This is a genomic window from Streptomyces sp. NPDC006872 (assembly GCF_040635845.1).
In the GTDB taxonomy this organism is placed as follows: Bacteria; Actinomycetota; Actinomycetes; order Streptomycetales; family Streptomycetaceae; genus Streptomyces.
Genome location: NZ_JBEYIL010000006.1, coordinates 433,006 through 450,004, shown reverse-complemented (window position 1 = coordinate 450,004; position 16,999 = coordinate 433,006). Strand labels below are relative to the sequence as shown.

Here is a 16,999-nt window from a genome sequence, read left to right as displayed (position 1 = left end):
GCGGCCGGAGGCGTCCGAGGCGGCTGCCCTCCCGGGGCGGCCTCAGGACGCCTCCGGCTCGTCCGGAGACTTCTCGTGCCGGGCCCGGCTCGGCTGTACGCGCTTGGGCTCACCCGGCATCTTCGGGTACTCCGGCGGATACGGCAGATCGCCCAGGCCGTGTTCGTGTTCGTCGCGTCGGGCGAGGTCGAGGAGGGCGTCCAGGGAGAAGGCGTGGTCGTCCATGTCGGCGTGCACATCGCCGAGTTCGGCGTAGCGGGTCGGCATGGTCGCGAGGTCGAAGTCGCGCGGATGGGCCTCACCGACCTCCTCCCAGCGCAGCGGCGCCGAGACGGGGGCGTGCGGGCGGGGGCGCACGGAGTAGGCGGAGGCGATGGTGCGATCGCGGGCGGTCTGGTTGTAGTCGAGGAAGATCCGCTCGCCGCGTTCCTCCTTCCACCACTTGATCGTCACCCGCTCCGGCATCCGCCGTTCCATCTCCCGGCCGACGGCGATGGCGGCGCGCCGGACCTGGGTGAAGGTCCAGCGGGGTTCGATCGGCACGAAGACATGCAGGCCGCGGCCCCCGGAGGTCTTGGGCCAGCCGCGCAGTCCGCCGAACTCGTCGAGGACGGCGCGTAGTTCGTGTGTGGCGCGGACGGCGTCGTCGAAGTCGGTGCCGGGCTGCGGGTCGAGGTCGATGCGCAGTTCGTCGGGGCGGTCGACGTCGGTGCGGCGCACCGGCCAGGGGTGGAAGGTGAGGGTGCCGAACTGGGCGGCCCACAGAACGGCCGCCTGCTCCGTCGGGCACATCTCGTCGGCGCTGCGTCCGCTGGGGAAGGTGATGTGGGCGGTGGGAATCCAGTCGGGCATGTTCTTCGGCGCCCGTTTCTGGAAGAAGGACTCACCGGTCACGCCGTCCGGGTAGCGCTCCAGGGTGGTGGGGCGGTTGCGCAGGGCGCGCAGGATGCCGGGGGCGACCGCCTGGTAGTAGCGGGCGAGGTCCAGCTTGGTGAAACCGCGCTCCGGGAAGAAGACCTTGTCGGGGCTGGACAGCCGTACCGTCCGGCCGGCCACTTCCAGTTCCACCGCATCGCCCATGCGAGCCACGGTAGACACACCCCTCACAACTCGCATCAGCACGCACACCGGACGATCCCGACGATCTCGGCGATCAGCGCACAGAATCGAACGTGGATTCGGATACGAGTCCGCGTGCGGAACGGTCTCGAAGACCGTTCCCTCAGGCCGCTCGGGCAACCCACCTGCGCCCCGGCCCACCAGGGGCGGAGCGGGCGCGGGCGCTGTTCGGGGGGGGCGTGGTCCACCCGGGGTCCACACGGGCCCAGCCCCAAGGTCGGGGAGCGCCTTCGGAGGACAAGGCCTCATGCGTGCCCCGAAGCTGGGCTCCACGGCACGGACGACGCAATCGCTGTTCGTGCCAAGGCCACAGCGAGGCATCGGCGAACTGGCGAAAGACAGCGGCACCGGACGTATCGGCGTCGTCATGGGCGAGCTCGGCGGCCGTGTGCAGTTGCGGCCGGTCCGTGGCGGCAAGAGTGGGATGCCATGCCGGGCAATGTGGTCGCACCCGGTGCGCGGGAGGAACTGAGCGCACGCCTGGCCGTGCGGAACGGCAACAGTCAGGTCCCGCTGTGATGCGCGCCGTCGGCCGGTATGCCGGGGTCCTGTTCATCGTCTGCATCAGCGGTGCGTGCGGTCTGGTGATCGGCATGGCCCTCGGGACCGGCCAGTAGACCGGCCGCCCCGAACAGGTGCCGATCCGCCCGGCTTCCCGTCCCGTCCGGGCCGGCCTCCAAGCCCGCTTCCTGATCGTCTGTGAGCCGAGCTCGGCGATCGGGACGGGTCGTCGTGTCCTGCACGACCTCACCTGAGGAGATCGGGCGAACTGGTCGACGCGATGCTCAGCCACGCGCCGGGGGACCGGCCCACCATCTACGAGGTGGGCAAAGCGCTGATAAAATCGTTGGTTGACAAAGGTGGCCACCGATCGCTTACAGGAAAGGTAGCACCGTGCTTTAGCGTCGACACATCATGAAGCCTGGCAAAACACGGAGGAAGTCGCGCCTCAGAGATCTCTCAAAGGTCTCGGCAACGCCTACCGGACTTAGCACCACTACCGCGCTTGCGGCTCCCGGCACAAATCGTAGTCGTTCCATATACCCAACGTTCCGGACCTGCTTTGAAGAAGCGGTGCCGCGACCATGCTGATATGGTGTTACTCACAGGGATTGAGCCGACTCCGTGTTAGTGCCCCGAAGGGCTTGGAGGGCGTCATGGCCAAGAATCTCTGACGCTCATTTCCTACGTCGCGTTCGGCTTTGGCGTGATTGATGATCTCAAGCCTCCTGCTATTCCAATCCCCCCTTCCGGCAATTAGTTGTTCAACGCCGGCGTCGGGCATGGCAGCACCTCTGCTCCTCCCTTCCAGCCGAGGGAAGACATGGCCATGCATCAGTCAATTAGTTGGGACGCCGTCTCCTCCGTGAGTACTGCGATAGCATCGCTCGTCGCCGCAGGCACCATACTCGCCACAGTGATCATCTACAGGAGGCGGAGCAGGGCGGAGGCATCTGCCCAAATCCGCCAGGATATGCGCTCATTCTCAATAGCCGTAGGACGCGTTGCCCGTCTCCTGGAGGAAGGCAACGCAATCGTCAGTGCGGCCTGGAAAAGTGCGACAATCGCGAGCAATTTCACCAATGGCGACACCAATACAGTTCGCCGCCTCCTAACATCTCAGAGTTTCATTCTGTCCATCACGACGACCGGATGGGGCGAATCTCCTGAGGTGACAGAAATGCGGTCTAATTTGACTGGGATGCTCGACATGAGCAGACATTTCAGCGGCGACCTGGGGATTCTCTCAGAAACAGGGGGGCTTCTCGACAAGATAATCAGAGACATGGCCGCAACTTACTACAGGGTGCTGAACACGCGGGAACTTCGAGATGAATTCATTCAGAACACCAGCGATCTTGACGGCCAGGAATTCTTCGCACAACTCGCACAGCACCTTCATAACACAACAGCCGATTATTTCCATTACCGCTACGAACGCCCTGTAGAGGTAATTGACAAACTGGCAGTGAAGTTCACCGAAGCAATATCAGGCCTCTCGGATCGCGAGATTCTGGATCGGTCCCGGAGAAAATTCTCACTTCCCGTCAACCACACTTCCACGGATGCGATACGAGTGATGCTAGATGACTTGAACGGCACGCTCGACCCATCCACCATAATCCTAATGTTGAACGAATTGGAGACGTCCCTTGAGCCGGAGACCGCCGTGTCACGGGCTACTCGTGAGGCAGTCGCACGGTGAGTTCCTCGCTCACTGAATCGGGTATTCGGGTGGGGGCAGATGGATGGTGCGCTCCCGGTCGACGGATTCGACGCCGTCGACCGCCTGCAGGGCTGATATCCGGTTCTCCGCGACGGTGCCGGATAGCGTGGCAAGGATCGGCTGCTCGCCAGTGACCGTCAACCCAGCCCGCTGCAAGGCCTCGACTACTTCCGCAAACCGGTCGGGGTCGACCGCAAGGATGACCCCGATCAGCCCGGACTGGGACGATTCACTCACGGCGCCTGGAGCAGACCCGAGCCGACGTCGCCGGCAGGCTGCGTCAGTGGGAACACACCGGAAAGGACGCTGGCCTTGAGTTCGGCTGCAGAAGCATTGGGGTTGGCCTGGGCGAGCAGTGCGAGGACACCCGCAACATGCGGCGTTGCCGCACTGGTGCCGCTCACGTTCTGGTGGCCTCCGCCAGGGGCAGCCGAGCGCACATCCGTGCCGGGCGCAGCGATATTGATCTCGCCGCCTTGGCCGTTGATACCTCCGTTGGAGGAAAACGATGGCGTGAGCCCCTTGTCGAGCGCGCATACCGCGAGGATGGAGGGGCAGTTGGCGGGCCGACTGACCGGCTCGATGTGCGCAGGCCGATTACTTTCGTTGCCGGCGGCAGCGGCGATCACCGTCCCGCGCTCGAGCGCGCGCTGCGCCAGCTTTTCGTACGTCTGTGAGAAGAGCTCACCCGGCCTGACCCGAGCACCGAGCGACATGGAGATCACCCGTGCACCGTGGGCAACAGCCCAGGCCATGCCCGCCAGAATCTGGCCGTCGGTGCCATTGCCCGCATTGCTGAGTACCTTCGCTACGAGGATTTCGGCGTCGCAGGCCACTCCGTAGCGGGGCCCCTGCTGGGGATTTGCCGGACCGGCCGCAGTGCCGATGCAGTGTGTGCCGTGGCCATTGCCGTCCTCGACAGTCTCACCGAGCACGAATGAGGCCGATGCCTCAATGCGCCCGACCAGGTCTGGATGGTCGGTGTCCACGCCGGTGTCCAGGAGGGCGATCTTCACACCTCGACCGGTCAAACTGGAGAGATTGGCCCGGATCGCTTGAAGGCCCCAGGTCCAGTTCTGCTCGTCCCAAGCCGGGCCCTGGGCAACGGCCATTTCGGCTCTGGTGCGTCGATAGACCACGTCCTCGTCGCTCCGGTAGGCCGGGAAGAACTCGGTCGGTGCCTGCTGCGGAGCGGTGATCGCCGTTGCATAGATCATGCGCTCCGGTTCCGCCGCGATGATCGAGGATTCCGCCTCGGCCGTGGTCACCAGCGCATGGCGCTGTTCGGGCCGCACCTCGACGACGACAGCGCCGAGTTCTTCGAAAAGAACCGAGACGTCAGGGCGCTCAAGCAGTTCGGCAACGTTTGCAGTCTCGGTTCCCCGGACACGCTCGACGGACGCGATGTCGGCGGAGGAACGCAATGCGTTCAGCCCGCTCTCCTGGCCACCCGGGTCGAGCAGGACCACGTACCGGCCGGTGTACTCCGTGCCCTGGGTCGTCATGGGCCGATCAGGCCACCCTCCGAAGGCGCGCCTGTCCATGGGGCCGTTTGCCATCGAATTTCTCGCTTTCTTCTCCCGGTTTTTGGGCACGCTCCGATTCACGGCGTCAGGCGCTAAGGACGGTGGGGCGCGCGGTTCCGTCGCGTGAATCGACGTGTAGTGCCGTCGCCTGCAAGGCACTCCATCTGTAAGGCTGTCGGCATCGCCCCTGTAACCGTCGCACCGGGTACGGAGCCTCACAACACAGTGCCGCCGTTCGTGGCAGGAGGAGCACCGTCCCTCTCCCGCCTGCCTGGTTTTCCAGAGATGCCGCCTACCTGGACCAATCCAACACTCCGCCGTTCGTGCAGATCGCTGTTGCAACGACACCGAGGCATCCCATCTGGCTGGCCAGGAGAGCCTGGTAAGCGAGCTGGCGTGGGCATAAACCTGGTCCATGCCTGGTCCACACGCACTGATCAACAACGCAACAGAGCTGCATCAAGGTGAGACAGCCCCACGCAGAAGGGGTGCTCCTCATTGAGGGGCACCCCTTCTGACCAGCATGTCTATGACCTGCGGAGTAGGCGGGTCCGGGCCCACCGGAACGCTGTCACGCTCTCGCGTTTTGTGGAACCGTTTATGGAACTCCGGATGACCTACCAGTGCTCACCGATCTGCGCTGCCACCGAGAAGTCCGCCTCGCAATCAGGGCATGTCCCGTCACCGAAGACATAGGTCAGCGCGCCGGCGACCTCGTGCTGACCGTCGGCGAGGGCGACATCGTGGAGGCGACGACCGATGCCGTCCAGCTCCGCGGGGTTCGCCGGGCGCAGGGGCCTGCTCTCGACGTCTTCGTCGTCGTCCGCCAACGCGTAGTCGGCACTGCAGGCGAAGTAACCGCGTTCACCGATGACGATGAACAGATCCGTTTCACAGCCGGGGCAGGAAACCTGATACTCCTCGTTCACCAGCCCCCAGGCCAGATCCTCGCCCCAGCCCTCCACGCCTTCGAAGCTCAGTACAGCTTCCAGAAGATAGATGTACTCGGTGGAGTCGGACGCGGTCCGAAGACCGTCGTTCGCCAGCGACAACAGGGCCGCGATCGCGGCCGCGTGCTCCGTCCGGACATCGCCGGGTTCATGCGACGGCTCTGCGCCCGCCATGATCGCGCCCGCCAGGGTCAGTGCGTTCACGGTCTGCCCGGGATCGTCCCCGCCGGCCACGTCGGCCAGCCAGGGCAGCGCCGCGAAGCTCGCCGAATAGACGCTGCCCTGGTGGCAGAGCGACGACCACAGATCGCTCCACAACTCGGGGGTGGGGTCCGAGGCGAGACGGTCCAGCTGTGCGGGTATGTCCTCCGCGGAGCCGTATGCGTGGCTGAGTTGCGACCAGTCCGTCATGCGGGAATCCAACCATGCGGAGGGAGGCGATGCCGCTTCCCCCCTCCCCGGAGTGCGGGCCACCGAGGCGCGCACGCCGCCGACTTGCCCCACCCGTTCAGGTCACAGACCCGCCGCTTGGGCACCACCGCGCCCATAGCGACCGTACGCTCACCCTTCATCACAACCCGCACCAAGGGGGGCAAGCATGGCCAACTGGAAACTCGTCGGCGGAATCGTCGCGGGCGTCATCGTTCTCGGCGGCATCGGATCCGCCTGCGACGACGACGGTGCCACGAGCGGAGGCAGCGGAATCCCGGGGGCCGAAACCGGCGCCGGGACGACCCCGAGCAGCGGCGACGCCAAGGCCACCGCCGACACGAAGACAGTCCCCGGGTTCGTCGGCATGGGCCTTCAGTCCGCCCAAGACACCGCCCAGGCCGCCGGGTTCCGCAGCCTCACCTCGCACGACTCCCTCGGCCGCGAGCGCAACCAGATCCTCGACCGCGGCTGGAAAGTCTGTTCCCAGACGCCTGCAGCCGGGAAGACCGTGCCGACGGACACCGAACTCGACTTCGGCGCCGTCAAGTTGGACGAGACCTGCCCGGCCGAGGACGAGACCGCGCCGGCCGAGGCCGGGGCGACCATGCCGGACTTCACGGGGAAGTCGGTGAAGGCCGCACGCCACGCGCTCGACTCCGGCACCTCCGTCACCGTCACCGACGCATCCGGCGACGACCGTTTCGTGCTCGTGGAGTCGAACTGGCAGGTGTGCACGCAGCAGCCCGCCGCCGGGGCGAAGTCGTCCGGGCAGCCGGTCGAGTTCACCGCGGTCAAGTTCGGCGAGAACTGCCCCTGACCGAACCGGGCCCCGGCGGTGGACCCGGGCCCGCGACGATTCGCCGCTTCCGGCGGTGGGCCGGCCCGCGCCGGACGGGACCCTGAGCGCTGTTTCCGGGCGGGCCGGCGTAACGAGCGGACACCATGCGCGGCTCGTAGAGTCGGAAACATGGATCTGCCGGTGATGCCGCCCGTGAAACCGATGCTCGCCAAGTCGGTGGCGGCGATCCCGCCGGGCATGCAGTACGAGGCGAAGTGGGACGGCTTCCGGGCGATCGTTTTCCGCGACGGGGACGAGGTGGAGCTGGGCAGTCGCACCGGGAAAACGCTTACCAGATACTTTCCCGAGCTGGTGGAGGCGTTGCGGGAGCGGGTGCCGGAGCGGTGCGTGCTGGACGGCGAGATCGTCATCGCCCGGGAGGGGCGGCTCGACTTCGACGCCCTCACCGAGCGCATCCACCCCGCGGCCTCCCGGGTGCGCACCCTCGCCGAGCGGACCCCGGCGTCGTTCGTCGCCTTCGACCTCCTGGCGCTGGCCGACAAGTCGCTCCTCGACGTACCCCTCGCCGACCGGCGTGAGCTGCTGACCAGGGCGCTCGCCGGAGTGACGCCCCCGGTGCACGTGGCGCCGGCGACGACCGACGCCGAGGTGGCGCGGCAGTGGTTCGAGGAATACGAGGGCGCGGGCCTGGACGGTGTGATCGCTAAGCCGCTCACCCTGCGCTACCTCCCGGACGAGCGCGCCATGTTCAAGATCAAGCACGAACGCACCGCGGACGTCGTCGTCGCCGGCTACCGCTTCCACAAGAGCGGGCCGGTGGTGGGCTCACTGCTGCTGGGCCTGTACGACGACCGGGGCGTGCTCCAGCACGTCGGTGTGTCCGCCGCCTTCGCGATGAAGCGCCGGGCGGAGCTGATCGAGGAACTGGAGCCGCTGCGCATGGCGGACGCGGCCGGGCATCCGTGGGCGGCCTGGTCGGACGAGTCCGCCCACGAGTCGGCGCGGCTGCCCGGGGCGCCGAGCCGCTGGTCGGGCAAGAAGGACCTGTCCTGGGTGCCGCTGCGGGCCGAGCGGGTGGCCGAGGTGGCGTACGACCACATGGAGAACGGGGCGCGGTTCCGGCACACCGCCCGCTTCCGCCGCTGGCGCCCGGACCGCACCCCGGAGAGCTGCACCTACGCGCAGCTGGAGGAGCCGGTGCGCTATGACCTGGCCGAGATCCTCGGGACACCGCCCACAACGGCCACACCGCCCACCGAACCGACCTGATCCACAACCGGTTTCACGATGTCATCAGGATCCTCACCGCGCCGTCCCGCGACAGCCACCCGACAGCCGACGGTCGTCTTCCGGAACGCTCCACCTGCCGCCTGCCGCCCGCCACCGGCCACCGGCCACCTGCCGCCCGCCGCCACAGGGCCGCGCCCTCCGCCGTCCGCCCGCCGCCGCCCGCCGTCCGCCGTCCGCCGTCCGCCGTCACGCATAGCCACTTTCGAACGAATGAGCGCACAATCGAAACACGAAACGGGGTGAACGAAATGGGCAGGAGTCGTTCGAGACGTACGGCGCGCGGAGGGCGCGCCCCGCGCTCCCCGGCTGCCGCGGCGCTGCTGGCGACGGCGCTGGCCACCGCCCTGGCGATATCCCTCGCGGCGGGCTGCACGACGAGCCGCGAGCCGTCGAAGCACGACGACGGCCTGAACGCGTCGAAACAGCAGAACCCGAGCGGTACCGCCAGCCCCACTACCGGCGTCGGCTCCGTGCTCGCCGTGAAGGTCGACAACGCGCCGGAGGCCCGGCCGCAGACCGGCCTCGACTCCGCGGACATCGTGTACGTCGAGCAGGTCGAAGGCGGGCTGAGCCGGCTGATGGCCGTGTACGCGACCACGCTGCCCGAGGCCGTGGGTCCGGTGCGCAGCGCCCGTGAGTCCGATCTGGAGCTGCTGCGCCAGTTCGAGCAGCCGCTGCTGGCGTTCTCCGGCGCGCAGGGCAGGCTGCTGCCGCTGATCGACAGGGCGCCGCTGGACGCCGTCACGCCCGAGGACGCGTCCGGCGCCTACTTCCGGGGAGCGGACCGGGCCGCGCCGCACAACCTCTACCTGCGACCGAGCCGTCTGCTGCCCTCCGCCCCGGGCGCCGCCGCGCTGACCACGGGCTTCCGCTACGGAGCTGCGCCCTCCGGCGGCGAGGCGGCGGCCTCGCGCACCGTGCGCTACCCGGCGGCCCGCTTCACCTTCACCTGGTCCGAGAGCAGGGCACGCTGGCTGGTCGCGACGGACGGCGCGCCGACCGTGTCGGCCGACGGGCGGCGGTCGGCCCCGGCCACGGTGGTCGTGCAGTACGTGAAGGTGCGCGCGTCGGGCTTCCAGGACTTCCTCGGAAACAACACGCCGTACACCGAGACGGTGGGCTCGGGGAGGGCGGAGGTGCTGCGCGACGGACGCGCTTACTACGTGAACTGGACGCGGGCGACGGCGACGGACGGCACGGACTTCACGACCGCCGATGGCAAGCCGGTCGCCTTCGCCCCCGGTCAGGTATGGGTGGTGCTCGCGAAGGCACCCTGATCGGGCCCGGCCGACCCGCCATCGGGCCCGGCCCGCCCGCCATCGGCCCGGCCCGCCTGCCCGCCCACCAGCCCCGTCAGGACGACGAGACCAGCGGTTCCCCCGGATTGCGCAGCCCCTCCGCCGCGTCCGAGACGCGCTGGATGAGTTCGAGGAACTGGGTCTGCTCCGCGGCCGAGAGCGGGGACAGGAAGACCTGGTTCATCCGGGCCGTGCGCACGGTCAGCTTGCGGTGGGTGCGCAGTCCGTCCTCGGTGAGCCCCAGCAGGAAACGGCGGCCGTCCTGCGGGTCGCGGACCTTGTCGAGGAGCCCTCGGCGGATGAGCCTGCTGATGACCTCGGCGACGGTGGAGCGGTCGAGCCCCACCCGCTCCCCCACCGTGCGCTGGTCGAGGCCCGGCTCGGCGACGAGCGCGTTGAGGACCGCGAACTGCGGGGAGGTGATCTCCTCGGAGACCATCGTGTTCCACAGCAGGTAGTGCGCCTGCTGCAGCCGTCGGGCCAGGTGCCCGGGGTGGCTGGTGAGGTCCACCGCGGCCATGTGCACTCCCGTCGTCCGAATCAATCCCCAATTAGTCTGTGTACTGAACAATACCCAACCCGCGCCCGCCTGTCTCCGTGCCGGACCGAGACCGAAGCCATCACCCAAAGGCCTCAAGGCCTCAAGACCTCATCCAAGTCCTTGACGCCTCGGCGCTCGGATGGCAGCGTGAGAAACCTCGCTGAAATGCTCAGTGCGCTGATTAATTCGCAGAGATGAGGCTGCACGCATGGACAAGGTGGTCGCCACGGCCCTGGAGGCGGTGGCCGACGTGCCGGACGGCGCGTCGCTGGCAGTGGGTGGATTCGGGCTGAGCGGCGTGCCCAACGTCCTCATCCAGGCCCTGTACGAGCGGGGCGTCGCCGGACTGTCGGTCGTCTCCAACAACTGCGGTGCGATGGAGTCGGGCCTCGCGGTGCTGCTCGCCGCCGGGCGGATCGCCCGGGTAACCGGTTCCTACATCGGCGCCAACAAGGAGTTCGCCCGCCAGTACCTGGGCGGTGAGCTCGAGGTCGAGATGATCCCGCAGGGCACGCTGGCCGAGCGGCTGCGGGCCGGCGGCGCCGGCATCCCCGCCTTCTTCACCCCCGCGGGCGTGGGCACGCAGGTCGCCGAGGGCGGGCTGCCCTGGCGTTACGACGGTGCGGGCGGCGTCGCGCTGGCCTCGCCGCCGAAGGAGGTCCGGGAGTTCGACGGCGTGGAGTATGTGCTGGAGCGCGGCATCCGCACCGACTTCGCGCTGGTCAGGGCCGCGAAGGGCGACCGGCACGGCAACCTCGTGTTCAACAAGTCCGCCCGCAACTTCAACCCTCTCTCCGCGATGGCCGGGAAGATCACGATCGCCGAGGTCGAGGAGTTGGTCGAGCCCGGGGAGATCGACCCGGACGCGGTGCATCTGCCGGGCGTCTTCGTGCAACGCGTGATCGCGCTGACCCCTGAGCAGGCCGCTGACAAGAAGATCGAGCAGCGGACGATCTCCACGCCCGCCGCACGGGAAACCGCAGCACAGGAAACCGCCGCAGAGGGAACGGCGGCAGAGGGAACGGTGAGCGAGTGATGGGCTGGACACGCGAGCAGATGGCCGCCCGCGCCGCGCGCGAGCTTCAGGACGGCCAGTACGTCAATCTCGGCATCGGACTGCCGACGCTCATCCCCAACTACCTCCCGGCCGACGTCGAGGTGGTGCTGGAGAGCGAGAACGGCATCCTCGGCACCGGGCCCTACCCCACCGAGGACGCCGTCGACCCGGATCTGATCAACGCCGGCAAGGAGACCGTCACGGTCCTGCCGGGCGCGTCCTACTTCGACTCGGCACTGTCGTTCGGCATGATCCGCGGCGGACACATCGACGTGGCCGTGCTCGGCGCGATGCAGGTCTCCGAGCGCGGCGACCTGGCGAACTGGGCGATCCCCGGCAAGATGATCACCGGTATCGGCGGGGCGATGGATCTGGTGCACGGCGCCCGTACGGTCATCGTCGTCATGACCCACACCGCCAAGGACGGCAGCCCCAAGATCCTGGCCGACTGCGCGCTGCCGCTGACCGGGAAGGCATGCGTGAACCGGATCATCACCGACCTCGGCGTCCTCGACGTCACCGAGGAGGGACTGCTGCTGGTGGAGACCGCGCCGGGTGTCACCGCCGAGGAGATCGCGACCAAGACCGCCGCCAAGGTCCGGGTGGCCGAGGGGATCCAGTCATGAGCAACACTCTCAAGACCGTTTACATCGTCGACGCCGTCCGCTCCCCGATCGGGCGCTACAACGGCGCTCTGGCCTCGGTGCGCCCGGACGACCTCGCCGCGCACGCCATCCGTGAACTCCTCGCCCGTACGCCCGCGTTGGACCCCGCACGGGTCGAGGACGTGTACTTCGGCAACGCCAACGGGGCAGGCGAGGACAACCGCAACGTCGCCCGCATGGGCGCGCTGCTCGCGGGCCTGCCCACCTCGGTGCCGGGTGTCACCGTCAACCGGCTGTGCGCCTCCGGCCTGGAGGCGGTCGTCCAGGCGGCCCGCGCCATCGCGGTCGGCGACGCCTCCGTCGCCGTCGCCGGTGGGGTGGAGTCGATGACCCGGGCGCCGTATGTGCTGCCGAAGTCGGATCGGGCGTTTCCCGCCGGGCACGCCGAGCTGTACTCGACCACGCTGGGCTGGCGGATGGTCAACCCGAGGATGGATCCGCAGTGGACGATCCCGCTGGGCGAGTCGGCCGAGCTCATCGCCGACAAGCACAAGATCAGCCGCGCCCAGCAGGACGAGTTCGCCCTGGCCAGCCATCGCAAGGCCGCCGCCGCTCAGCAGGCGGGCCTGTTCGACGCCGAGCTCGCGCCCGTGTCGATCCCGCGCCGCAAGGGCGACCCGGTCGTCTTCGCCGCCGACGAATGCGTACGGCCGGACGCCTCGCTGGAGGCGATGTCGAAGCTCAAGCCGTCGTTCCGGACGGAGGACGGCACCGTGACGGCCGGCAGCGCGTCGCCCCTGAACGACGGCGCCGCCGCTCTGCTGCTCGTGGACGAGGAGGGACTGAAAGCGACCGGCCGCGAACCGCTGGCGCGCATCAGCGCCACCGGGGTGTCCGCGATCGACCCGCACTACTTCGGGCTGGCCCCCGTCGAGGCCGTCAACCGCGCACTCGCCAAGGCGGGCAAGGGATTTGACGATCTGTCGGTGCTCGAACTGAACGAGGCCTTCGCCGCCCAGGTGCTCGGCTGCGTCGCCGAGTGGCCCGAGTTCGACCCGGCGGTCCTCAATCCGCAGGGCGGCGCGATCGCCCTCGGTCACCCGCTCGGTGCCTCGGGCGCCCGGCTCGCCGGCACCGTCGCCCATCAGCTCGCCCGTCGGGGCGGCGGCGTCGGTGTCGCCACCCTCTGCATCGGCGTGGGCCAGGGCCTCGCCCTCGTCCTCGAACGCTGAGAAACCCAGGAAACCCCATGACTCTCACGCAGCATGACATCGACCAGGAGATCGCGGCCGAGCACGCCGCCTACGAGAAGCGCATCGCCGACGGCGCCCCCGTCGAGCACCAGCCGCGCCGCGACTACGCGCCGTACCGCTCCTCCGTCCTGCGCCACCCGAAACAGCCGCCCGTCGCCATCGACGTGAGCCAGGACCCGGAGCTGGTGGAGCTGTCCTCCCCCGCGTTCGGCGAGCGGGACATCACCGAGATCGACAACGATCTGACCCGGCAGCACAACGGCGAGCCGATCGGTGAGCGGATCACGGTTTCCGGCCGGTTGCTGGACCGCGACGGACGTCCGGTCCGCGGTCAGCTGGTCGAGATCTGGCAGGCCAACTCGGCGGGTCGCTATGCGCACCAGCGCGAGCAGCACGACGCGCCGCTGGATCCGAACTTCACGGGCGTCGGCCGCACGCTGACCGACGACAGCGGTTTCTACCGCTTCACCACGGTCCAGCCGGGCCCCTACCCGTGGCGTCAGCACGTCAACGCCTGGCGGCCGGCCCATATCCACTTCTCGCTGTTCGGCTCGGCGTTCACCCAGCGGCTCGTGACGCAGATGTACTTCCCGAGCGACCCGCTGTTCCCGTACGACCCGATCATCCAGTCGGTGACGGACGACGCGGCCCGCCAGCGGCTGGTCGCGACCTACGACCACAGCCTGTCGGTGCCGGAGTTCTCGATGGGCTACCACTGGGACATCGTGCTCGACGGGCCGCACGCCACCTGGATCGAAGAAGGACGCTGACCTGCCATGACGAAGATCGACACAAGCCGTCCGGAGAGCGTGCTGCCCACTCCGTCGCACACGGTCGGCCCGTTCTACGGCCACGCCCTGCCGTTCCCGGGCGGCGGTGACATCGCCCCGGCCGGCCACCCGGACACGATCGCGTTGCAGGGCTATGTGTACGACGGTGAGGGCAACCCGCTGCCGGACGCGTTCCTGGAGCTGTGGGGCGCGGACCCCGAGGGCAATCTGCCGCAGGTCGACGGCTCGATGCGGCGCGATCCGTCGAGCGGCGGCTTCCTCGGCCGCAACGGCGTCGAGTTCACGGGCTGGGGCCGGATCCAGACGGATGCGAACGGCCACTGGTCGGCGCGGACGCTGCGGCCCGGAGCGCGGGGCCGGAGCGCGCCGTATCTGAGCGTGTGCGTGTTCGCGCGCGGTCTGCTCGTCCATCTGTTCACCCGGATCTATCTGCCGGGCGACGAGGCCGCGCTGGCCGCCGACCCGCTGCTGCGGCAGGTGGATCCGGCGCGGCGCGACACGCTGATCGCGACGCGCGGCGCGCTGGGGCCCTACCGTTTCGACATCCGCCTTCAGGGCGAGGGCGAAACGGTCTTCCTGGAGTTCCAGTGACAGCTGCGCAGTCCGATGCTTCGTCCGGCGCTCGCTCCGAGGCCTCGTCCGGCTCTCGGGCCGACGCCGGGCTGCTCGCCCCCGGGTGGACCGGTTCCCCCGCCGCCTCCGCGACCGGTGACGGCGCCTTTCTGCGGGCGCTGCTCGACGCGGAGGCCGCGCTGACCCGCGCCCAGGAGGCGCTGGGGCCGGCCCCGAAGGGGGCCGGGGCGGCGGTCACCGCGGCGGCCGACGACAGCGGTTTCGACGTGCGTTTCCTCGCCGAGCGCGCCCGCGCCGGCGGAAACCCGGTGATCCCGCTGGTCGCCGACCTGACGAAGGCGGTCGGCGAGGAGTTCGGCCCGTACGTCCACCGGGGCGCGACCAGCCAGGACATCATGGACACCGCGACGATGCTGGTCGCGGTGCGCACCCTCGACCTCGTCCTGGCCGACCTCGACCGCACCGGGCGGGCGCTGGCCCGGCTCGCCGCCGAGCACCGCGACACGCCGATGCCCGGCCGGACGCTCACCCAGCACGCCGTGCCGACCACGTTCGGGCTGAAGGCGGCCGGCTGGCGGTCGCTGGTGCTGGACGCACGCGACCGGGTGACTGCCGTACGGGACGCGCTGCCCGCCCAACTGGGCGGCGCCGCCGGTACGTTGGCGGCCTTCGCCGCGTACGGCGCCGTCGACGCGACCGCACTGCCCGCCGCGTTCGCCGCTGAACTCGGGCTGCGGCCACCCCTGTTGCCGTGGCACACCCTGCGGACGCCGATCGCCGACCTGGCCGGCTGCCTCGCCTTCACGGCGGGCGCCCTGGGGAAGATCGCGACGGACGTCCTCACCCTCGCCCGCACCGAGATCGGCGAGCTGGCGGAGGGCAGCGGGGGCGGTTCCTCGGCCATGCCGCACAAGGCCAATCCCATACGGTCCACACTGATCGCGGCCGCCGCCCGGCGCGGCCCGCAGCTCGCGGCCACGCTGTTCGGGGCGCTGGTGGCGGACGACGAACGGCCGGCCGGGGCCTGGCACGCCGAGTGGGAGCCGCTCAGGGATCTGCTGCGGCTGGTCGGCGGGGCCGCCCGGGACGCGGCCGAGCTGACGGAGGGGCTGCGGGTGGACGCGGACGCGATGCGCTCGAACCTCGATCTCACCCACGGGCTGATCGTCTCCGAGCGGCTGTCCGCCGAGCTGTCCGCCCTGCTGGGCCGGGCCCGCGCCCGGGAACTCCTCACCGAGCTGGCCCGACGCACCTATGCGGAGAACCGTCCGCTGGCCGAACTCCTGGCCGAGGAGCCCGACTTGAAGGGCGTCGACCTCGGCGACCTCACCGACCCCGCCCGCTACACCGGCTCCGCCGGAGCCCTCACCGACCGTGCGCTGGAGCGACGTTGACCGAGAAACTGCTCAACCACCGTGCGGAGGGACCGACTTCCGCTCCCCCGCTGCTGCTCGGCCCCTCGCTGGGCACGTCGTACGCGCTGTGGGACAAGGTCGCCCCCGAGCTGTCCATCACGCACCGGGTGATCCGCTGGGACCTGCCCGGACACGGGGGCTCGGCCGCCGACCTGATCGGCCCCGGCGCGACCGTGGGCGACCTCGCCGACCTGGTGCTGGCGCTGGCCGACTCGCTCGGCGTGGAGCGGTTCGCGTATGCGGGCGTGTCGCTGGGCGGCGCGGTGGGTCTGCAGTTGGCGCTGGACCACCCGGAGCGGGTGTCGTCGCTGGCGGTGATCTGCTCGTCGGCCCACTTCAACGGGTCGAAGCCGTGGGAGGAGCGGGCCGCGCTGGTGCGGCGCGAGGGACTGGCGGGGCTCGCCGAGACCGCGAACGCCCGTTGGTTCACCCCGGGGTTCACCGTGCCGGAGCTGGTCGCCGACCACCGCGACGCGGACCCGGCGGGCTACGCCGCGTGCTGTGACGCGCTGGGCGCGTTCGATGTGCGCGAGCGGCTGCCGGAGCTCGCCGTACGGACCCTGCTGATCGCCGGGCGCAAGGATCAGGCGACGCCGCCCGCGCATCTGCGGGAGATCGCGGACGCGGCGCCGGACGCCACGCTGGTCGAGCTGCCGGGGGCGGCTCACCTCGCGCCCGCCCAGTGTCCGGAGGCCGTGCTGACCGCGCTGCGGGCCCATCTGGACGGCGGGGCGAAGCGGGGCATGGCCGTGCGGCGCGAGGTGCTCGGCGACACGCACGTGGACCGGGCGCAGGCCCGGCAGAACACGTTTACCGCGCGTTACCAGGACTTCATCTCCCGCTATGCCTGGGGCGAGATCTGGACCGATCCCACGCTCAGCCGCCGTGAGCGCAGCATGATCACACTGACCGCGCTGGTGGCGCACGGCCACTACGACGAGCTGGCCATGCATGTACGGGCGGCCCGGCGCAACGGGCTGACTCCGGAGGAGATCGGCGCCGTCCTGCTCCAGACGGCCGTCTACTGCGGGGTCCCGGCGGCGAACTCGGCGTTCGCGACGGCCCAGCGGGTCCTGGCGGAGGAGGACACGGAGGGGGAAGCCGGGACCGGGTGAGAGGGATC

The 16,999-nt window shown here is 69.4% G+C and carries 16 protein-coding genes and 1 pseudogene; 12 read left to right on the top strand and 5 right to left on the bottom strand.

The features are described from left to right. Nucleotides 1-42: 42 nt before the first annotated feature. On the bottom strand, nucleotides 43-1,080 hold the full coding sequence (gene ligD / locus ABZ725_RS20755) for a non-homologous end-joining DNA ligase (protein ID WP_358804052.1): 1,038 nt from the start codon (nucleotides 1,078-1,080) through the stop codon (nucleotides 43-45). A gap of 286 nt (nucleotides 1,081-1,366) precedes the next feature. Between ligD and ABZ725_RS20750 the strand changes: the two are divergent. Beyond that, a pseudogene (locus ABZ725_RS20750) lies at nucleotides 1,367-1,638 on the top strand (hypothetical protein). An 805-nt stretch (nucleotides 1,639-2,443) separates the two neighbouring features. Then, nucleotides 2,444-3,325 carry a hypothetical protein gene (locus ABZ725_RS20745; protein ID WP_358804051.1) on the top strand — a complete coding sequence of 294 codons (882 nt, stop codon included), beginning with the start codon at nucleotides 2,444-2,446 and terminating at the stop codon, nucleotides 3,323-3,325. A gap of 9 nt (nucleotides 3,326-3,334) precedes the next feature. Here the strand turns inward: ABZ725_RS20745 and ABZ725_RS20740 are convergent, their stop codons facing one another. From ABZ725_RS20740 to ABZ725_RS20730, 3 genes are all read right to left on the bottom strand, one after another. Continuing rightward, on the bottom strand, nucleotides 3,335-3,583 hold the full coding sequence (locus ABZ725_RS20740) for a hypothetical protein (RefSeq protein WP_358804050.1): 249 nt from the start codon (nucleotides 3,581-3,583) through the stop codon (nucleotides 3,335-3,337). After that, nucleotides 3,580-4,851: a S8 family serine peptidase gene (locus tag ABZ725_RS20735; RefSeq protein ID WP_358804049.1), complete on the bottom strand. Its 1,272-nt coding sequence runs from the start codon at nucleotides 4,849-4,851 to the stop codon at nucleotides 3,580-3,582. The genes ABZ725_RS20740 and ABZ725_RS20735 overlap by 4 nt, the downstream gene beginning before the upstream one ends. A 638-nt stretch (nucleotides 4,852-5,489) precedes the next feature. Beyond that, entirely contained in the window at nucleotides 5,490-6,233 is a 744-nt protein-coding gene (locus ABZ725_RS20730) for a hypothetical protein (RefSeq protein WP_358804048.1), read from the bottom strand. 187 nt (nucleotides 6,234-6,420) lie between these two features. On the opposite strand from ABZ725_RS20730, the gene ABZ725_RS20725 reads away from it, so the two are divergent. The 3 genes from ABZ725_RS20725 (at nucleotide 6,421) to ABZ725_RS20715 (ending at nucleotide 9,620) form a co-directional block, all read left to right on the top strand. After that, nucleotides 6,421-7,071: a PASTA domain-containing protein gene (locus tag ABZ725_RS20725; RefSeq protein WP_358804047.1), complete on the top strand. Its 651-nt coding sequence runs from the start codon at nucleotides 6,421-6,423 to the stop codon at nucleotides 7,069-7,071. Nucleotides 7,072-7,221: 150 nt separating this feature from the next. Next, entirely contained in the window at nucleotides 7,222-8,322 is a 1,101-nt protein-coding gene (locus ABZ725_RS20720) for an ATP-dependent DNA ligase (RefSeq protein ID WP_358804046.1), read from the top strand. 269 nt (nucleotides 8,323-8,591) lie between these two features. Beyond that, nucleotides 8,592-9,620: a DUF3048 domain-containing protein gene (locus ABZ725_RS20715; protein WP_358804045.1), complete on the top strand. Its 1,029-nt coding sequence runs from the start codon at nucleotides 8,592-8,594 to the stop codon at nucleotides 9,618-9,620. 76 nt (nucleotides 9,621-9,696) lie between these two features. Here the strand turns inward: ABZ725_RS20715 and ABZ725_RS20710 are convergent, their stop codons facing one another. Beyond that, nucleotides 9,697-10,161: a MarR family transcriptional regulator gene (locus ABZ725_RS20710; protein ID WP_358804044.1), complete on the bottom strand. Its 465-nt coding sequence runs from the start codon at nucleotides 10,159-10,161 to the stop codon at nucleotides 9,697-9,699. A gap of 229 nt (nucleotides 10,162-10,390) precedes the next feature. Here ABZ725_RS20710 and ABZ725_RS20705 point away from each other — a divergent pair, with 229 nt between their 5' ends. From ABZ725_RS20705 to pcaD, 7 genes are all read left to right on the top strand, one after another. Then, nucleotides 10,391-11,218, top strand: a complete 828-nt coding sequence (locus ABZ725_RS20705; protein WP_358804043.1) for a CoA transferase subunit A — start codon at nucleotides 10,391-10,393, stop codon at nucleotides 11,216-11,218. Continuing rightward, nucleotides 11,218-11,865 carry a CoA transferase subunit B gene (locus tag ABZ725_RS20700; RefSeq protein ID WP_351918850.1) on the top strand — a complete coding sequence of 216 codons (648 nt, stop codon included), beginning with the start codon at nucleotides 11,218-11,220 and terminating at the stop codon, nucleotides 11,863-11,865. Before ABZ725_RS20705 ends, ABZ725_RS20700 begins: the two co-directional genes overlap by 1 nt. Then, nucleotides 11,862-13,076, top strand: coding sequence for a thiolase family protein (locus ABZ725_RS20695; protein WP_358804042.1), 1,215 nt, complete (start codon nucleotides 11,862-11,864; stop codon nucleotides 13,074-13,076). The genes ABZ725_RS20700 and ABZ725_RS20695 overlap by 4 nt, the downstream gene beginning before the upstream one ends. Before the next feature lie 17 nt (nucleotides 13,077-13,093). Further along, the gene (pcaH, locus tag ABZ725_RS20690; protein WP_358804041.1) at nucleotides 13,094-13,867 is read left to right on the top strand and encodes a protocatechuate 3,4-dioxygenase subunit beta; all 774 of its coding nucleotides are present in this window, start codon (nucleotides 13,094-13,096) and stop codon (nucleotides 13,865-13,867) included. A gap of 6 nt (nucleotides 13,868-13,873) precedes the next feature. Next, a complete protein-coding gene (gene pcaG / locus ABZ725_RS20685; protein ID WP_358804040.1) occupies nucleotides 13,874-14,479 on the top strand; it encodes a protocatechuate 3,4-dioxygenase subunit alpha in 606 nt (201 codons plus the stop codon). A 71-nt stretch (nucleotides 14,480-14,550) separates the two neighbouring features. Next, a complete protein-coding gene (gene pcaB, locus ABZ725_RS20680; protein ID WP_358804160.1) occupies nucleotides 14,551-15,855 on the top strand; it encodes a 3-carboxy-cis,cis-muconate cycloisomerase in 1,305 nt (434 codons plus the stop codon). Next, nucleotides 15,852-16,991 carry a 3-oxoadipate enol-lactonase gene (gene pcaD, locus ABZ725_RS20675; RefSeq protein WP_358804039.1) on the top strand — a complete coding sequence of 380 codons (1,140 nt, stop codon included), beginning with the start codon at nucleotides 15,852-15,854 and terminating at the stop codon, nucleotides 16,989-16,991. Before pcaB ends, pcaD begins: the two co-directional genes overlap by 4 nt. Nucleotides 16,992-16,999: the final 8 nt, after the last annotated feature.

Excerpts from the sequence above, each read along its gene's own strand:
- ABZ725_RS20730 (WP_358804048.1), bottom strand. The coding sequence starts at position 6,233 with ATGACGGACTGGTCGCAACTCAGCCACGCATACGGCTCCGCGGAGGAC.
- ABZ725_RS20745 (WP_358804051.1), top strand. The coding sequence starts at position 2,444 with ATGGCCATGCATCAGTCAATTAGTTGGGACGCCGTCTCCTCCGTGAGT.
- ABZ725_RS20695 (WP_358804042.1), top strand. The coding sequence starts at position 11,862 with ATGAGCAACACTCTCAAGACCGTTTACATCGTCGACGCCGTCCGCTCC.
- ABZ725_RS20715 (WP_358804045.1), top strand. The coding sequence starts at position 8,592 with ATGGGCAGGAGTCGTTCGAGACGTACGGCGCGCGGAGGGCGCGCCCCG.
- ABZ725_RS20725 (WP_358804047.1), top strand. The coding sequence starts at position 6,421 with ATGGCCAACTGGAAACTCGTCGGCGGAATCGTCGCGGGCGTCATCGTT.
- ABZ725_RS20720 (WP_358804046.1), top strand. The coding sequence starts at position 7,222 with ATGGATCTGCCGGTGATGCCGCCCGTGAAACCGATGCTCGCCAAGTCG.
- ABZ725_RS20705 (WP_358804043.1), top strand. The coding sequence starts at position 10,391 with ATGGACAAGGTGGTCGCCACGGCCCTGGAGGCGGTGGCCGACGTGCCG.
- pcaG (WP_358804040.1), top strand. The coding sequence starts at position 13,874 with ATGACGAAGATCGACACAAGCCGTCCGGAGAGCGTGCTGCCCACTCCG.
- ABZ725_RS20700 (WP_351918850.1), top strand. The coding sequence starts at position 11,218 with ATGGGCTGGACACGCGAGCAGATGGCCGCCCGCGCCGCGCGCGAGCTT.
- ABZ725_RS20735 (WP_358804049.1), bottom strand. The coding sequence starts at position 4,851 with ATGACGACCCAGGGCACGGAGTACACCGGCCGGTACGTGGTCCTGCTC.
- pcaH (WP_358804041.1), top strand. The coding sequence starts at position 13,094 with ATGACTCTCACGCAGCATGACATCGACCAGGAGATCGCGGCCGAGCAC.
- ABZ725_RS20710 (WP_358804044.1), bottom strand. The coding sequence starts at position 10,161 with ATGGCCGCGGTGGACCTCACCAGCCACCCCGGGCACCTGGCCCGACGG.
- ligD (WP_358804052.1), bottom strand. The coding sequence starts at position 1,080 with ATGGGCGATGCGGTGGAACTGGAAGTGGCCGGCCGGACGGTACGGCTG.